At 65.6% G+C, this 12,966-nt stretch carries 19 protein-coding genes; 5 read left to right on the top strand and 14 right to left on the bottom strand.

Translation table 11 applies throughout. The features are described from left to right. Positions 1–3 precede the first annotated feature (3 nt). The 11 genes from ASE88_RS14695 to ASE88_RS14645 form a co-directional block, all read right to left on the bottom strand. The gene (locus ASE88_RS14695; protein ID WP_056478878.1) at positions 4–828 is read right to left on the bottom strand and encodes an NADH-quinone oxidoreductase subunit C; all 825 of its coding nucleotides are present in this window, start codon (positions 826–828) and stop codon (positions 4–6) included. Then, on the bottom strand, positions 825–1,388 hold the full coding sequence (locus ASE88_RS14690; RefSeq protein ID WP_056478875.1) for a NuoB/complex I 20 kDa subunit family protein: 564 nt from the start codon (positions 1,386–1,388) through the stop codon (positions 825–827). Before ASE88_RS14690 ends, ASE88_RS14695 begins: the two co-directional genes overlap by 4 nt. After that, positions 1,379–1,753 carry an NADH-quinone oxidoreductase subunit A gene (locus ASE88_RS14685; RefSeq protein ID WP_055877915.1) on the bottom strand — a complete coding sequence of 125 codons (375 nt, stop codon included), beginning with the start codon at positions 1,751–1,753 and terminating at the stop codon, positions 1,379–1,381. Before ASE88_RS14685 ends, ASE88_RS14690 begins: the two co-directional genes overlap by 10 nt. Before the next feature lie 446 nt (positions 1,754–2,199). Further along, positions 2,200–3,012 (bottom strand): inositol monophosphatase family protein, encoded by an 813-nt coding sequence (locus ASE88_RS14680; RefSeq protein WP_055877919.1) that lies wholly within the window; start codon positions 3,010–3,012, stop codon positions 2,200–2,202. Positions 3,013–3,135: 123 nt separating this feature from the next. Then, positions 3,136–3,699: an elongation factor P gene (gene efp, locus ASE88_RS14675; protein ID WP_055877924.1), complete on the bottom strand. Its 564-nt coding sequence runs from the start codon at positions 3,697–3,699 to the stop codon at positions 3,136–3,138. A 73-nt stretch (positions 3,700–3,772) separates the two neighbouring features. Continuing rightward, on the bottom strand, positions 3,773–4,378 hold the full coding sequence (locus ASE88_RS14670) for a M23 family metallopeptidase (protein ID WP_056478872.1): 606 nt from the start codon (positions 4,376–4,378) through the stop codon (positions 3,773–3,775). Between the two features lie 4 nt (positions 4,379–4,382). After that, positions 4,383–5,396: a L,D-transpeptidase family protein gene (locus ASE88_RS14665; RefSeq protein WP_056479635.1), complete on the bottom strand. Its 1,014-nt coding sequence runs from the start codon at positions 5,394–5,396 to the stop codon at positions 4,383–4,385. Between the two features lie 65 nt (positions 5,397–5,461). Beyond that, the gene (thiE, locus tag ASE88_RS14660) at positions 5,462–6,151 is read right to left on the bottom strand and encodes a thiamine phosphate synthase (protein WP_056478868.1); all 690 of its coding nucleotides are present in this window, start codon (positions 6,149–6,151) and stop codon (positions 5,462–5,464) included. A gap of 75 nt (positions 6,152–6,226) precedes the next feature. Further along, positions 6,227–7,147: a class I fructose-bisphosphate aldolase gene (locus ASE88_RS14655; RefSeq protein WP_056021373.1), complete on the bottom strand. Its 921-nt coding sequence runs from the start codon at positions 7,145–7,147 to the stop codon at positions 6,227–6,229. A 10-nt stretch (positions 7,148–7,157) separates the two neighbouring features. Continuing rightward, entirely contained in the window at positions 7,158–7,469 is a 312-nt protein-coding gene (locus ASE88_RS14650) for a type II toxin-antitoxin system PemK/MazF family toxin (RefSeq protein ID WP_056478865.1), read from the bottom strand. Between the two features lie 14 nt (positions 7,470–7,483). After that, a complete protein-coding gene (locus ASE88_RS14645) occupies positions 7,484–7,714 on the bottom strand; it encodes a ribbon-helix-helix protein, CopG family (protein ID WP_055877941.1) in 231 nt (76 codons plus the stop codon). 130 nt (positions 7,715–7,844) lie between these two features. Here ASE88_RS14645 and ASE88_RS14640 point away from each other — a divergent pair, with 130 nt between their 5' ends. Continuing rightward, the gene (locus ASE88_RS14640) at positions 7,845–8,333 is read left to right on the top strand and encodes a TlpA family protein disulfide reductase (RefSeq protein WP_056478862.1); all 489 of its coding nucleotides are present in this window, start codon (positions 7,845–7,847) and stop codon (positions 8,331–8,333) included. Here the strand turns inward: ASE88_RS14640 and ASE88_RS14635 are convergent. The 3 genes from ASE88_RS14635 to gap form a co-directional block, all read right to left on the bottom strand. Beyond that, a complete protein-coding gene (locus ASE88_RS14635; RefSeq protein WP_056478859.1) occupies positions 8,330–9,520 on the bottom strand; it encodes a phosphoglycerate kinase in 1,191 nt (396 codons plus the stop codon). The genes ASE88_RS14640 and ASE88_RS14635 overlap by 4 nt on opposite strands. Next, on the bottom strand, positions 9,517–9,927 hold the full coding sequence (locus ASE88_RS14630; RefSeq protein WP_056478856.1) for an MOSC domain-containing protein: 411 nt from the start codon (positions 9,925–9,927) through the stop codon (positions 9,517–9,519). Before ASE88_RS14630 ends, ASE88_RS14635 begins: the two co-directional genes overlap by 4 nt. A gap of 178 nt (positions 9,928–10,105) precedes the next feature. Then, positions 10,106–11,116, bottom strand: coding sequence for a type I glyceraldehyde-3-phosphate dehydrogenase (gap, locus tag ASE88_RS14625; RefSeq protein ID WP_056478853.1), 1,011 nt, complete (start codon positions 11,114–11,116; stop codon positions 10,106–10,108). Positions 11,117–11,260: 144 nt separating this feature from the next. On the opposite strand from gap, the gene ASE88_RS14620 reads away from it, so the two are divergent. The 4 genes from ASE88_RS14620 (at position 11,261) to ASE88_RS14605 (ending at position 12,755) form a co-directional block, all read left to right on the top strand. Beyond that, positions 11,261–11,521 carry a hypothetical protein gene (locus ASE88_RS14620; protein ID WP_235525717.1) on the top strand — a complete coding sequence of 87 codons (261 nt, stop codon included), beginning with the start codon at positions 11,261–11,263 and terminating at the stop codon, positions 11,519–11,521. Next, positions 11,521–11,829 (top strand): cell division protein ZapA, encoded by a 309-nt coding sequence (locus ASE88_RS14615; RefSeq protein ID WP_056478850.1) that lies wholly within the window; start codon positions 11,521–11,523, stop codon positions 11,827–11,829. Before ASE88_RS14620 ends, ASE88_RS14615 begins: the two co-directional genes overlap by 1 nt. A 195-nt stretch (positions 11,830–12,024) precedes the next feature. After that, positions 12,025–12,558, top strand: a complete 534-nt coding sequence (locus ASE88_RS14610) for a 5-formyltetrahydrofolate cyclo-ligase (protein WP_056478847.1) — start codon at positions 12,025–12,027, stop codon at positions 12,556–12,558. After that, positions 12,555–12,755 (top strand): DUF2842 domain-containing protein, encoded by a 201-nt coding sequence (locus ASE88_RS14605; RefSeq protein WP_056478844.1) that lies wholly within the window; start codon positions 12,555–12,557, stop codon positions 12,753–12,755. Before ASE88_RS14610 ends, ASE88_RS14605 begins: the two co-directional genes overlap by 4 nt. The last annotated feature ends 211 nt before the right edge of the window (positions 12,756–12,966 follow it).

Genomic DNA, 12,966 nt, shown 5'->3' with positions numbered 1-12,966 from the left:
GACTCACTGGTTCTGTCCTCCACCCTTGGTCGGGATCACGTCGGGGCTGGCCGGCTTCGGGGTCGCGTCGGACTCCGACTTGCCGATACCCGTCTGTGCGGTTGACTCGGTGCTCTTGGGTTCGCTTGGCGCCTGGGTCGGCGACTGCGCGGCGCCAGCCTTGGCGATCGTGTCGGCGCTGAGCGGCGTCTGCGCACCCTTGGCCTGCGGCAAAGACCCCTTCTCGTCGCCCGGGAGCACGTAGTTCGCACCCTCCCACGGGCTCATGAAGTCGAACGTGCGGAAATCCTGTGCGAGCTGAACGGGCTCGTACACGACGCGCTTGGCTTCTTCCGAATAACGCAGCTCGACATAGCCCGTCAGCGGGAAGTCCTTGCGCTGCGGATGCCCGCGAAAGCCGTAATCGGTCAGGATGCGACGCAGGTCCGGGTTGCCGCTGAACAGCACGCCGTACATGTCGTACACTTCGCGCTCGAGCCAACCCGCGACCGGCCAGATGTCGGTCACCGACGGCACCGGCTTTTCCTCGTCGGTCGCGACATGCACGCGCAGGCGGTGGTTCCGCGTCAGCGACAGCATGCAATAGACGACCTCGAACCGCTCGGCGCGATCGGGATAGTCGACGCCGGCGATCTCCATGAGCTGCTGATAGGCAAGCGCCGGCGTATCGCGCAGCGCGATCATCGCGTCGTAAAGGTCTTCGCGACGAACGTGCAGCGCGACCTCGCCGACATGGTCGACCGCGTCGAGCAACATGCCGCCGAGCGCCGCGCGTGCCGCGTCGATCACGCCGTCGTTCGACGCATAGGCTGGTGCGGGCGCCCTCAACGCTCGATGCTCCCGGACCGCCGGATCTTCCGCTGCAACTGCATGATGCCGTAGAGCAAAGCTTCCGCGGTCGGCGGGCACCCGGGGACATAGATGTCGACCGGCACGATCCGGTCGCAGCCACGCACGACGCTATAGCTATAATGATAATAGCCGCCGCCGTTCGCGCACGATCCCATCGAGATCACGTATTTCGGTTCCGACATCTGGTCGTAGACCTTGCGCAGTGCCGGTGCCATCTTGTTGCACAGCGTGCCCGCGACGATCATCACGTCCGACTGGCGCGGCGAGGCGCGCGGCGCGGCACCGAAGCGCTCCAGATCGTAGCGCGGCATGTTCACATGGATCATCTCGACCGCGCAGCAGGCGAGCCCGAACGTCATCCACCACAGCGAGCCGGTACGGGCCCACTGGAACAGCTCCTCGGTCGAAGTGACCAGGAAACCCTTGTCGGTCAATTCACCGTTGAGGCCGTCGAAAAACCCCTGGTCGGGCGGCACGATCGCGCCACCGCCGGCGGGTGCCAGCAGACCATTTTGGGGCGTGAGCTCTACTCCCAATCGAGTGCTCCCTTCTTCCATGCATAGGCAAGGCCAAGGGCCAGTTCGCCGATAAAGATCATCATCGAGATCCACGCAGTCCAGCCGAGCGTGAAGACCGAGACGGCCCAGGGATACAGGAACGCGGCCTCAAGATCGAAGATGATGAAGAGGATGGCGATCAGGTAGAAACGCACGTCGAACTGGCTGCGCGGATCCTCAAATGCGGGAAAACCGCACTCATATTCGCTGAGCTTTTCAGGCGTGGGCTTGTGCGATCCGGTCAGCCGCGAGACGGCCATCGGCAGGAACACGAACGTGCTCGACAACGCGATGGCGACCCCGAGGAACAGGAGGATCGGAAGATAGTGCGACAGGTCGACCAAATGGCTTCTCGCATATGCGAACAGATGGGGAGCCTTTAGGCCGATGGACCCGGTGGGGCAAGGCTGACAACCCGTGAGAATCACTCGCAACACGAGGACGAACCCGGCAGGAAACCTGCGTTACCCGGCACGCGGCAACCTCCGCCGGAACGGGCCCGAAATCGCAGAATCGAAATCGTCCGATCCTCCCCCGCCAGCGGGAGGTGGCAGGCGTCAGCCTGACGGAGGGGGAGGAAACGGAAACGCCTGTTGCGCGTCCTCCCCCTCCGATGCCTACGGCGCCACCTCCCCCTGGCGGGGGAGGATCGAGAGCCCCGTCATCCTGACGAAAGTCAGGACCCAGGGTCGTCAGGGGCACCGTTTGGAACTCTGGGTCCTGACTTTCGTCAGGATGACGGAAGAAGAACCCAATCAGTCCTGAAGACCGCCGTCATGATCAGCAGGCGTCAGCGCAGCGCGTTGGCGACCAGCTTGTGCAACCGCGAATGGAGCGCGTCGTTCGCGGCGAGGAACTCGTTGCGCTCCATCGCGCGCTCGCCGCCGCGGAAATCGGTGACGAACCCGCCGGCTTCCTTGACCAGCAACATGCCGGCCGCGACGTCCCAAGGCTTCAGGTTCGATTCCCAGAAGCCGTCGAAACGCCCCGCCGCGAGCCATGCCAGGTCGAGCGCGGCCGCACCGAGGCGACGGATGCCCGCAACCTCGGGCGCAACCGCACCGAAGATCCGGCTCCACTGCGCGAAATCGCCGTGGCCGAGGAACGGGATGCCAGTTGCGATCAGCGATTCGGAAAGATCCCGACGCGACGATACGCGCAGACGCTGGTCGGTGAGCCACGCGCCGCGGCCCTTCTCGGCCCAGAAGCTCTCGTCGGTCAGCGGCTGATAGACCAGCGCAGTGGTAACCTCGCGCTTGCCGTTCGCCATCGGCTCCTCGACCGCGATCGAGATGCAGAAATGGGGGATGCCGTGGAGGAAGTTCGACGTGCCATCGAGCGGATCGACGATGAAGCGCGGCTTGTTCGGATCGCCGGCGACCTCGCCGCGCTCCTCCATCAACATGCCCCAGTCGGGGCGCGCATGGCTCAGCTCTTCGAAGATGGTCTGCTCGGCGCGCTGGTCGGCCTGGCTGACGAAGTCCGCCGGCCCCTTGCGGCTGACCTGCAGCTGCTGGACCTCGTTGAAGTCGCGGCGCAGGCGCGGCGCGGCCTTGCGGGCCGCGCGCTCGATGACGGTCATGATGCCGGAATGGCTGGGCATATCTTTTACCTTAAGCCCTCTCCCCTCAGGGGAGAGGGTTGGGAGAGGGTCTGTTCCGGGCGGTGTCTTCTGGGGCCGCCCCTCACCCCGCCCCTCTCCCCGGAGGGGAAAGGGAGATGCGTATCAGTCCGCGCGCCGCACGTAGGTCTGCTCGTAGACATCGACGACGATCCGCGTGCCGGCGCCGATATGCGGCGGTACCATCACGCGCACGCCGTTCTCGAGCACCGCGGGCTTGTAGCTCGACGAGGCGGTCTGCCCCTTCACGACGGCGTCCGCCTCGACGATCAGCGCCTCGATCGTGTCGGGCAGCTGGACCGAGATCGGCCGCTCTTCCCAGAGCTCCATCACCACGTCCATGCCGTCCTGCAGGAACGCCGCGGCGTCGCCCAGAATGTCGGCGTCGAGCGTGATCTGCTCGTAATTGACCTTGTCCATGAAGGTCAGCGCATCACCGTCGCGGAACAGATACTGGAAATCGACCGTGTCGAGCCGCACCTTCTCGACGCTCTCGGCGGAGCGGAAGCGGACATTGTTCTTGCGGCCGTCGATGAGGTTCTTCATCTCGACCTGCATATAGGCACCGCCCTTGCCGGGCTGGGTGTGCTGGATCTTGACCGAGCGCCAGATGCCGCCCTCATATTCAAGGATGTTGCCGGGACGAATCTCGACCGCGTTGATCTTCATGACCGATTCCTGCTGGAAAGAGCTAGGGGCCGTCCGCGAAGCAAAACTCTGCGGAAACCCGAAGCGGCGGGCTTTAGCGGGACGACCCGGTTCCGGCAAGCATCGGGTACGGGTTCACGTTCTCGCCCTGGTACCAGCGGTCGCCCGGCTGCATCCGCGTGAGGCCGAAATGCAGGTGGTAATTGCCCGCCCCCGCATCACCGGTATCGCCGACATAGCCCAGCGTGTCGCCGGCCTTCACCGGCAGCCCCTCGCGAATGCCCGCGGCATAGCCGGCGAGATGCGCATAATAATAGGTCCAGCGACGATCCGGCGAGCGGACGTACAGCGTGACGCCGCCGAGACCGCTCTGGAACAGCTTCTCGATCCGGCCCGGTGCGGCGGCGACCACCGGTGTGCCGCCCGCCGCCATGATGTCGGTCCCGTGATGGCCGCGCGTGCCACCGCCACGCGAATCGTTCCAGCTGTCCGCGATCGCCTTGCGGGGAACGCCAGCCACCGGGACGGCGAGCTTGCCCGTCGTCACCGGGCCGGCTGCGACCTCGGCAGGCGGCGCGGGCTTGCGCCACGTTATCCGCCGCACGCTCCCTGCCCCGCCGTCGCCGAACGACACCATCGATGCGAACCCGCCGGCGACCACCACGATCAGCCCGAGAATGATCCAGAACGTCCGCGTCATCGTCTTACGCCTGGAAGATCGCCTTGGTCCCCGGCTTGATCATCATCGACAATCGCGCGGCATCCCAGTTCGTCAGGCGGATACAGCCATGGCTTTCCGCACGCCCGATGGTTTCGGGATTGGGCGTGCCGTGGATGCCGTAATGATCCTTCGACAAATCCATCCAGACCACGCCGACCGGACCGTTCGGCCCAGGCGGCAGCATCTCCTTCTGCTGCCCCTTCTTCGCATCCCAGAACAGCGCCGGGTTGAAGTGAAACTTGGGATTATAATCGGAGCCCTTGATCGTCCACGTGCCCAGCGGCAGCGGATCGTGGCTTGAGCCCATCGTCGCCGAGAACTGCGCGATCAGCTTGTCGTTGGCATCGAGCACGCGGAGCACGCCGTCCGACTTGTCGACGACGACATGATCCGCCTTGGGCTGCACCGCGTCGACGTTGAGCGTCGTGAGCGTGGCGATCCAGTCGGGCTTCAGCTTCGGATCATAGGCGCGCGACGTCGGCAGTGCGTTCGGGAAGACCACCTTGGTGCCAGCCGACAATTTCGTGCTCGGCGAATTGAGTGCCATGATCACCGCGGGCGTGGTGTGGAACATCTCACCCAGCTTTTCCATCACGGTCTTGTAGCCGAGCGAGGGGAGCTCGGCCTGCTTGGCCGGATCCTTGGGCAGCGGATTGACGAACGGTCCCGCCAGCATCTCGGGGGTCAGCGCGACGGCGACCGTCGGCCGTGCGGCACGGTAGGGATATAGCGCCTGCAACGTCCGAGCATCCGCTTTGCCCGTGATCGGCAGCCCCTTCGCCTCCTGGAATCCCTTCAGTGCCGCGACCAGCGACTGCCCCCCACGGCCGTCGAGCACGCCCGGACCAAAGCCGAGATGGTCGAGGATCACCTGCACGTGCAGAATATTGCGATCGATCGGGACGGACTTGGCGGGCGCGGTCTGCGCCAATGCGGGCGCCGCCGCGCCGAGCAGGCATATCGCAAGAACCGAAGTCTTCGTCACAAATGCTGTCATGCCCGTCATCCCAAACCGTTACGCTTGAGCATCAAACGGTCGGGACGACGGTTGTTTCCACCGGTTCAGCGCTTCGCGAGAACCTCGGCGAACGCCTTGATCGCCGCGACCTCGTCGCCGCCCCAGACCGCACTCGACACCGCGATGAAGTCGGCACCAGCGGCAACCAGCGGCGCGGCGTTCTCGGGCGTAATGCCACCGATCGCGACGCAGGGCATTTCGAACAGCGTCGACCACCAGGATAGGATCACCGGCTCGGCGTGATGCTCGACCACTTTGGTGGTCGTCGGATAGAAAGCGCCGAACGCGACATAATCGGCCCCCGCCTCGCCCGCTTCCATCGCGAGATGGCGGCTGCCGTGACAGCTGACGCCGATCTGCGCGTTGGGTCCGAGCTGCGCGCGCGCCTCGCGCGGATCGCCGTCGTCCTGACCAAGATGCACGCCATCCGCGTCGAGGCGCTTGGCGAGCCCGATATCATCGTTGACGATGAACGCGACGTCGCGCTCGGCACAGATCGCGCGCAACGGCTCGCCGAGCGCGGCCGCGGCATGCTGGTCGATGTCCTTCACGCGGAACTGGAAGGCGGCCACCGGCCCGGCATCGAGCGCACGCGCCAGACGCTCGGGGAAGTTGCCCCCGACGTCGAGCGGCGACACCAGATACAGCTGGCAAGCCGGCCGGCGCATGTCGCGCCGGAAATTCTCGGCGAAATTGGGATCGAGCGGGCCCAGCGGATCTTCAAATTCGGTCATATCCGCCCCCTAGCCGCTCGCGCCTGCCACGTCACCCCGGCGCAGAGCCGAGGTAACGCGCAGGCCGACTACGACTTATTCCTCGTTCTTGTAGATGCGGATGATGCGGTCGAGCATCGCCAGCGCCTCGTCGCGCGGACGCTGGAAGGTGTTGCGGCCGATGATCGAGCCGTTGCCGCCGCCGTCGCGAATGTCGCGTGCATCCTGGAACACCGCATCCTCGCCCTTCGACGCACCGCCCGAAAAGACGTTGATGCGCCGCCCGGCGAAGCTCGACTGGACGACGTGCTTGACGCGATCCGCCTGCTTCGACCAGTCGGTCCCGGCGTAAAGCGACTTGCATTCCTTCTGTTCGATATGATCGGTCGGCAGCTTGGTCTTGATGATGTGCGCGCCGAGCAACGCCGCCATGTGCGCGGCATAGGCGCCGACGTCGAGCGCGAGCTCACCGTCCTTGGTCAGCTCGCCACCGCGCGGGTACGACCAGATCACGGTCGCGATGCCGACCGACTTGGCCTCTTCGCTCAGTTCGCGGATCTCCTCGACGAGGTCGAAGAACTGGTCCGCACCCGGATAGATCGTAAAGCCGATCGCCGCCGAGCCGAGCCGGACCGCGTCGGCCACGGTCGCGGTGACCGCCTGGTCGATCGACGTCGCCCAGCTGTTCGAGCTGTTGCACTTTAGGATCGTCGGGATCTGCCCCGCGAACGTATCTGCGCCCGCCTCGAGCATGCCGAGCGGCGCCGCATAGGCACTGAGCCCGGCGTCGATCGCGAGCTGATAATGGTAATGCGGATCATAGGCCGCCGGATTGACCGAGAAGCTGCGCGCCGGGCCATGCTCGAAGCCCTGGTCGACGGGCAGGATCACGAGCTTGCCGGTGCCGCCGAGCTTGCCCTGCATCAGGATCCGCGCAAGGTTCGCCTTCACCGCCGAACTGGTTGCTTCGTACTTGTCGAGGATGGTCTTGATCTGCGGTGTGATCGTCGTGGTCATGATCGTTCCTTCAAAGCTCGAGCCAGCGGCGCAACGCATCGTCGACGCTGGTCATGGTGGTGATGGGAATGGTGCCGACAATCTTCACGATCGCGTCGCGCGCGAGCGTATCCAGCTTGTCGACCTGGATTTCGGCGGCGTCCTGAAGCCCGGTGTCCGGGGATGCCTCAAGCGGCACGCGGAACAGATTCGTATCGCTGGTGACGCAGGTCAGCGGACAAACGGAGACCGTCGCGTGATCGGCAAAGACATCCGACTGGACGACGAGAAACGGCCGCGGTTTGGCCGAGACATCGCCGCGACCCACCCCAGCGACGATCATGCCACGCAGGATCCTCACGCGGGGGGCGCCGAGATCAGGAAATCCCAGGTCTCATCCTGTACCTCGCGGTCGCGCGCAGCGGCCTTCATGGACTGCCGCCGCGCCTCCGCAAGAAAAGCCTCGTCGTGGCGTTCGACATAGCGCCGCACGGCTTCACGTGCGATATCGCTCTTGCTGCGCCCCTGGGTGCGCGCAACCGCTGCGAGTCGCTCTTCGAGTTCGCTATCGAGCCTGACGCCGAGCATCCGAGTCTCCGTTTAACATGTTAAACATAGGCGGAGTGGCAGCCGGGATCAATCCCCTGCCCGCTCGTTTGGCCGCGCAATTGACCAACGCTCGTCCAACGTCGAGACTGGCCGAAAGGGGACAGGGGCGATGCTAGTCTTGCCCGGGATCATGGCGTGCGCGGTTCTGATGGCGGCGTCCGCCGCACCGGCCGCGGTAAAGGTCGGCGAGCGCGCGCCCGACTTCGAACTGACGCTGATCGACGGCAGCAAGGTCCGGGGTAGCGACCTTCGCGGGCAGGTCGTGGTGCTCAATTTCTGGGCGACGTGGTGCGCACCGTGCAAGACCGAACTCCCCCTGCTCGATACCTATTACCGGCTCCGCAAGGACAAGGGCCTGCAGGTCTTCGCAGTCGCGACGGAGGATTCGCTGCCCGTGTACAAGCTGAAGTCGCTGTTCGCCGCGATGGCGATCCCGTTCGCGCGCCGGATCAAGGGGCCGTTCGCGGCGATGGGCGCGCTGCCGACCAACTATATCATCGATCGCGCCGGGGTCGTTCGCTATGCGAAACCCGGCGCGTTCGACCTGGACGACCTCAACGGCCTGCTGGTCCCGCTGCTGCGCGACCCCGCCCCTTAGCGCGTCAGCGCGGCGACCCCGGGCAGGTCCTTGCCTTCCATCCATTCCAGGAACGCGCCACCCGCGGTCGACACGAAGGTGAACGCCGCCGCGACGCCAGCCTGGTTGAGCGCGGCGACCGTATCGCCGCCGCCTGCGACCGAGACGAGCGAACCGCCCTCGGTCAGCGCCGCCGCGGTGCGCGCGAGCGTGACGGTCGCAGTGTCAAACGGCGGCGTCTCGAACGCGCCGAGCGGTCCGTTCCACACCAACGTCCGGCAATTCTTGAGCACGTCGCCGAGCGACTCGACCGCTGCCGGTCCGAGATCGAGGATCATCTCGTCCGCCGCAACCTCATGCACGTTGACGGTGCGCGTCGCGGGGTTCGGCTTGAACTCCATGGCGACGACGACGTCGTACGGCAGGTGGACGGTGCAGTTCGCCTTGTCCGCGGCTTCCATGATCTGCTCGCATGTGGCGGCAAGGTCATGCTCGCACAGGCTTTTGCCGACATCGACACCGCGCGCGGCGAGGAAGGTGTTGGCCATGCCGCCGCCAATGATCAGGTGATCGACGCGCGTCACCAGATGCCGCAGTACGTCGAGCTTCGAGGACACCTTCGCACCACCGACGACGGCGGCAACCGGATGCTCGGGAGCCCCCAACGCCTTCTGGAGCGCATCGAGTTCGGCCTCCATCGCGCGGCCAGCAAAAGCGGGAAGGACATCCGCAAGCCCCTCGGTCGAGGCATGCGCACGGTGCGCGGCGGAGAAGGCGTCGTTGACGTACAGATCGCCCAGGCTCGCAAAGCGCGCGACGACCGCCGGATCGTTGGTCTCTTCGCCGCCGAAGAAGCGGGTGTTCTCGAGCACCGCGATATCGCCGGGCTCCAGCGTCGCGACCGAATCCTCCGCGCCTTCCCAATCGATGTAGCGCACTTCGCGACCCAGCACTTCGCTATATGGCTTCACGACCTGCGACAGCGAGAAGTCAGGGCTCGGCTTGCCCTTGGGACGGCCGAAATGCGCGAGGACGAGGACGATCGCGCCCTTGTCCGCAAGTTCGCAGACGGTCGCGACGGTCGCACGCAGGCGGGTGTCATCGGTAACGCGGCCCTCTGCCATCGGCACGTTGAGGTCTTCGCGGACGAGCACGCGCTTGCCCTGGATTTCGCCCATATCATCGAGCGTCTTGAATGGCTTGCTCATGGTTCTTCGATCCTGATCTCATCACCGACGGCGATTCTGCCGCCCATCAAAACGCGGGTACAGGCCCCGCCCCGCCAGTCGGGCGTGAGCGCGGCGAACAATCCTGGCGCCAGGGCCTCCATCCGTTCGCATGGATCGGTGTGGCGCGTCACTTCCAGCACGACGTCCGCGCCGATGCGGAGCTGCGTGCCGGGTATTTGGGGAAGATCGAAGCCGTCGACGAGGAGGTTCGCGCGGCGTTCGTACCAGGGAATGTCGCAGCCGACCTCGGCCATCGCGGCGTCCCAGTCGGCGCGTTCGAGCAGTGTCACCTGGCGCCGCCCCTTGCCGCCGGGCCGTACATAGCCGCGAAAGTCACCGTGCAGGCCGGCCTCGATGGTGATCTCGACCGTGTCGATGACCTCCATCGGAGCTTTCGCGCGCGCGTGCCGCGCGATGCCGGCGATCCTGCCTGCTTGCTTCAAGGTAGAGGCCACCGCTCCCTCCCCGTTCGTGTCGAGCGCAGTCGAGACACCATCTGTCACAGGAGGCGGCTTCTCGATTGCGCTCGAAGCAAACGGAAGAGGGGGTGCATGGATCGCAGCCTCAGATGAACTTCGCCATCGCGGTGGCCGTGTCGACCATGCGGTTCGAGAAGCCCCATTCGTTGTCGTACCAGCTGACGACACGGACAAGCTTGCCGTCGATCACCGCGGTCTCCAGGCTGTCGATCGTCGACGAGGCCGGGGTATGCTGGAGATCGATCGAGACGAGCGGCTCGTCCGACCAGTCGAGCACGCCGACCAGCGGGCCGCTCTCGGACGCCGCCTTGAGCACCGCATTCACCTCTTCGCGCGTCGTGTCGCGCGACGGCGTGAAGGTCAGGTCGATCAGCGAGACGTCCGGCACGGGCACGCGGATCGCCGAGCCGTCGAGCTTGCCCTTCAGTTCGGGCAGCACTTCGGCGACGGCGCGCGCGGCCCCCGTCGTGGTCGGGATCATCGACATCGCCGCAGCGCGCGCGCGACGCAGGTCCGGGTGGATCTGGTCGAGGATCTTCTGGTCGTTGGTATATGCGTGGATCGTCGTCATCAGCCCGCGCTCGATGCCGATCGCATCGTTGAGCACCTTGGCGACGGGCGCGAGGCAGTTGGTGGTGCACGAAGCGTTCGAGACGATCGAGTGCTCGGCGGTCAGCTTGTCGTGGTTGACGCCGTAGACGACGGTCAGGTCGACGCCCTTGCCCGGCGCCGAGATCAGCACCTTCTTCGCGCCCGCATCGAGATGCTTCTGGCAGCTCGCCTTGTCGGTGAAGAAGCCGGTGCATTCGAGGACGATGTCGACGCCCAGCTCGGCATGCGGCAGATTGGCGGGATCGCGCTCGGCGGTGACGCGGATGCGCTTGCCGTCGACGACCAGCTCGTTGCCCTCGGCCGAGACCTCGCCCGGATATTTGCCGTGGACGCTGTCGCGCTTGAACAGCCAGGCGTTCGACTCCGCATCGCCGAGATCGTTGATCGCGACGAGTTCGAGTGCGCCGTTCGACTGTTCGAGTACCGCGCGGGCGACGAGACGGCCGATGCGCCCGAAACCGTTGATCGCAACCTTGACCGTCATTGCTCTATCTCCGCTAGCGCCCATGAGTCCGTTCCGGGCGCGATGCCTTTGCGGGGCGGTGGGGCGCCCTGTCAACACCGTGGATCGCGGATTGACCCGGCGAAACCGGCTTGTCGCACACCCCGGCCATGCTATCTCGATCGCATGCCAGATACTCCAGACACGATATCGGATCGGGCGTCCGCCCCGACGCCAGAGATGACGCCAGACATGCCACCAGAGACGATAGCGGATACGGCGGCAGTCGACCGGATCGACGCCGCGATCATCCGGATCGAAGCCGCGATCAACGCCCGCACGCGCAGCGGCGACGCGCTCGCCAAGCGCCATGCGGCCCTCAAGGCGCGGATGGCCGAAGCCGTCGCCGCGCTCGACGACGTCATCACGCGCGGGAGCCCGAACTAATGGCACAGGTCATGCTAGATATCGGCGGCCGCCCGCATGCGGTCGCCTGCCGCGATGGTGAGGAATCTCGCGTCCGCATGCTCGGCGCGATGCTCGACGAACGTTGGTCGATCGCGGATCGTGCGGCGGGCGGCCTCAGCGCCGAACGCGCGATGCTGTTCGTCGCGCTGATGCTCGCCGACGAGCTCGACGAAGCCGCGCATCGCCCGCCCGAGGGCTCGGCGGTCAGCGAGATCGCGTTGACGCGGATCGCCGATCGTCTCGAAGACCTTGCGGAGGCCCTTGAGCTAAGCCCCCCGAGCGCCTAGATTGGCGGTGGCGGGTTCTGCCCGGTACGAGCCTTTATTATCCCTGAGGCTATTCATCATCCATAGGGGGCTGTCCCTGTTAGGATCCTGGTCCGAAGCACATGGTCCCCACCTGACGTACCGTGCGTCAGTGGATAACCCGGCACACGGCCATGGTGGGCCCGCCACACCACCCTGTTTCGATGGCTCGCACGCATGACCGACAAGAGCGTGCTCAGAGCCTCGCTTCGCGCCGCGCGCGATGCGCATGCGCCAGTCGCGCTTCCCGTGCCGTCGGCGTTCCTGGCGCGGCTGAAGCCGGGCATGACCGTCGCCTCCTATGTCCCGTTCGGCGGTGAGGCCGATCCGTCGCCGTTCGCGCGCGCCGCGGTGGACGCCGGCTGCGTCATCGCGCTGCCGCATGTGGTGCGTCGGTCGCTGCCAATGCGATTTCTGGCATGGGAAACCGAGGCCGCGCTGATCGCCGGCCCGTTCGGCCTCCACCAGCCCGCCGAGGACGCCGCCGAACTGGCGCCCGACATCATCCTGACCCCGCTTGTCGGCTTTGATCGCAGCGGCAACCGAATCGGCCAGGGCGCCGGCTATTACGACCGCGCCTTCCTCGCCCACCCCGATGCGTGGCGCGTCGGGGTTGCGTTGTCGGTTCAGGAGGTCGAGATGCTGACGCCCGATGCGTGGGACGTCCCGCTCCACGCCATCGCCACCGAACGCGAATGGATCACGCTATGACGCCCACCTGGCGCAAACCCGTCGGGATGCTCGGCATCCTGCTCCTGATCCTGGTGTGGTGCGTGGCGATCGTGAGTCTGTCGACCATTGTCGGCAGCTGGCACTGGTTGGCGCAGCTGGTGTTCTATCTGTTCGCCGGGCTGATCTGGATCGCGCCGTTGAAACCGGTACTGCGGTGGATGGAGCTCGGGCGGTAAAGTCCGCTTCCGTTCGTCCTGAGTAGCCGTCGAGTAGTCGCCGCAGGCGGCGTATCGAGAGGGCGTATCGAAGGACAGGTTGGCGCGCGGCTACGGTGCGTCGATACGCTCCTGACGGAGCTACTCGGCCTCTACTCAGCACGAACGGTATGTGGGAGGAATGCTCGCAGCACTCAAAAATCTGGAAGGGTCTCGGCCACCCCATCAAGGG

It is taken from the genome of Sphingomonas sp. Leaf38 (assembly GCF_001421825.1).
Classification (GTDB): domain Bacteria; phylum Pseudomonadota; class Alphaproteobacteria; order Sphingomonadales; family Sphingomonadaceae; genus Sphingomonas.
The sequence above is the reverse complement of the archived record's forward strand: the minus strand, read 5'-3'. Positions and strand labels throughout refer to the sequence as shown.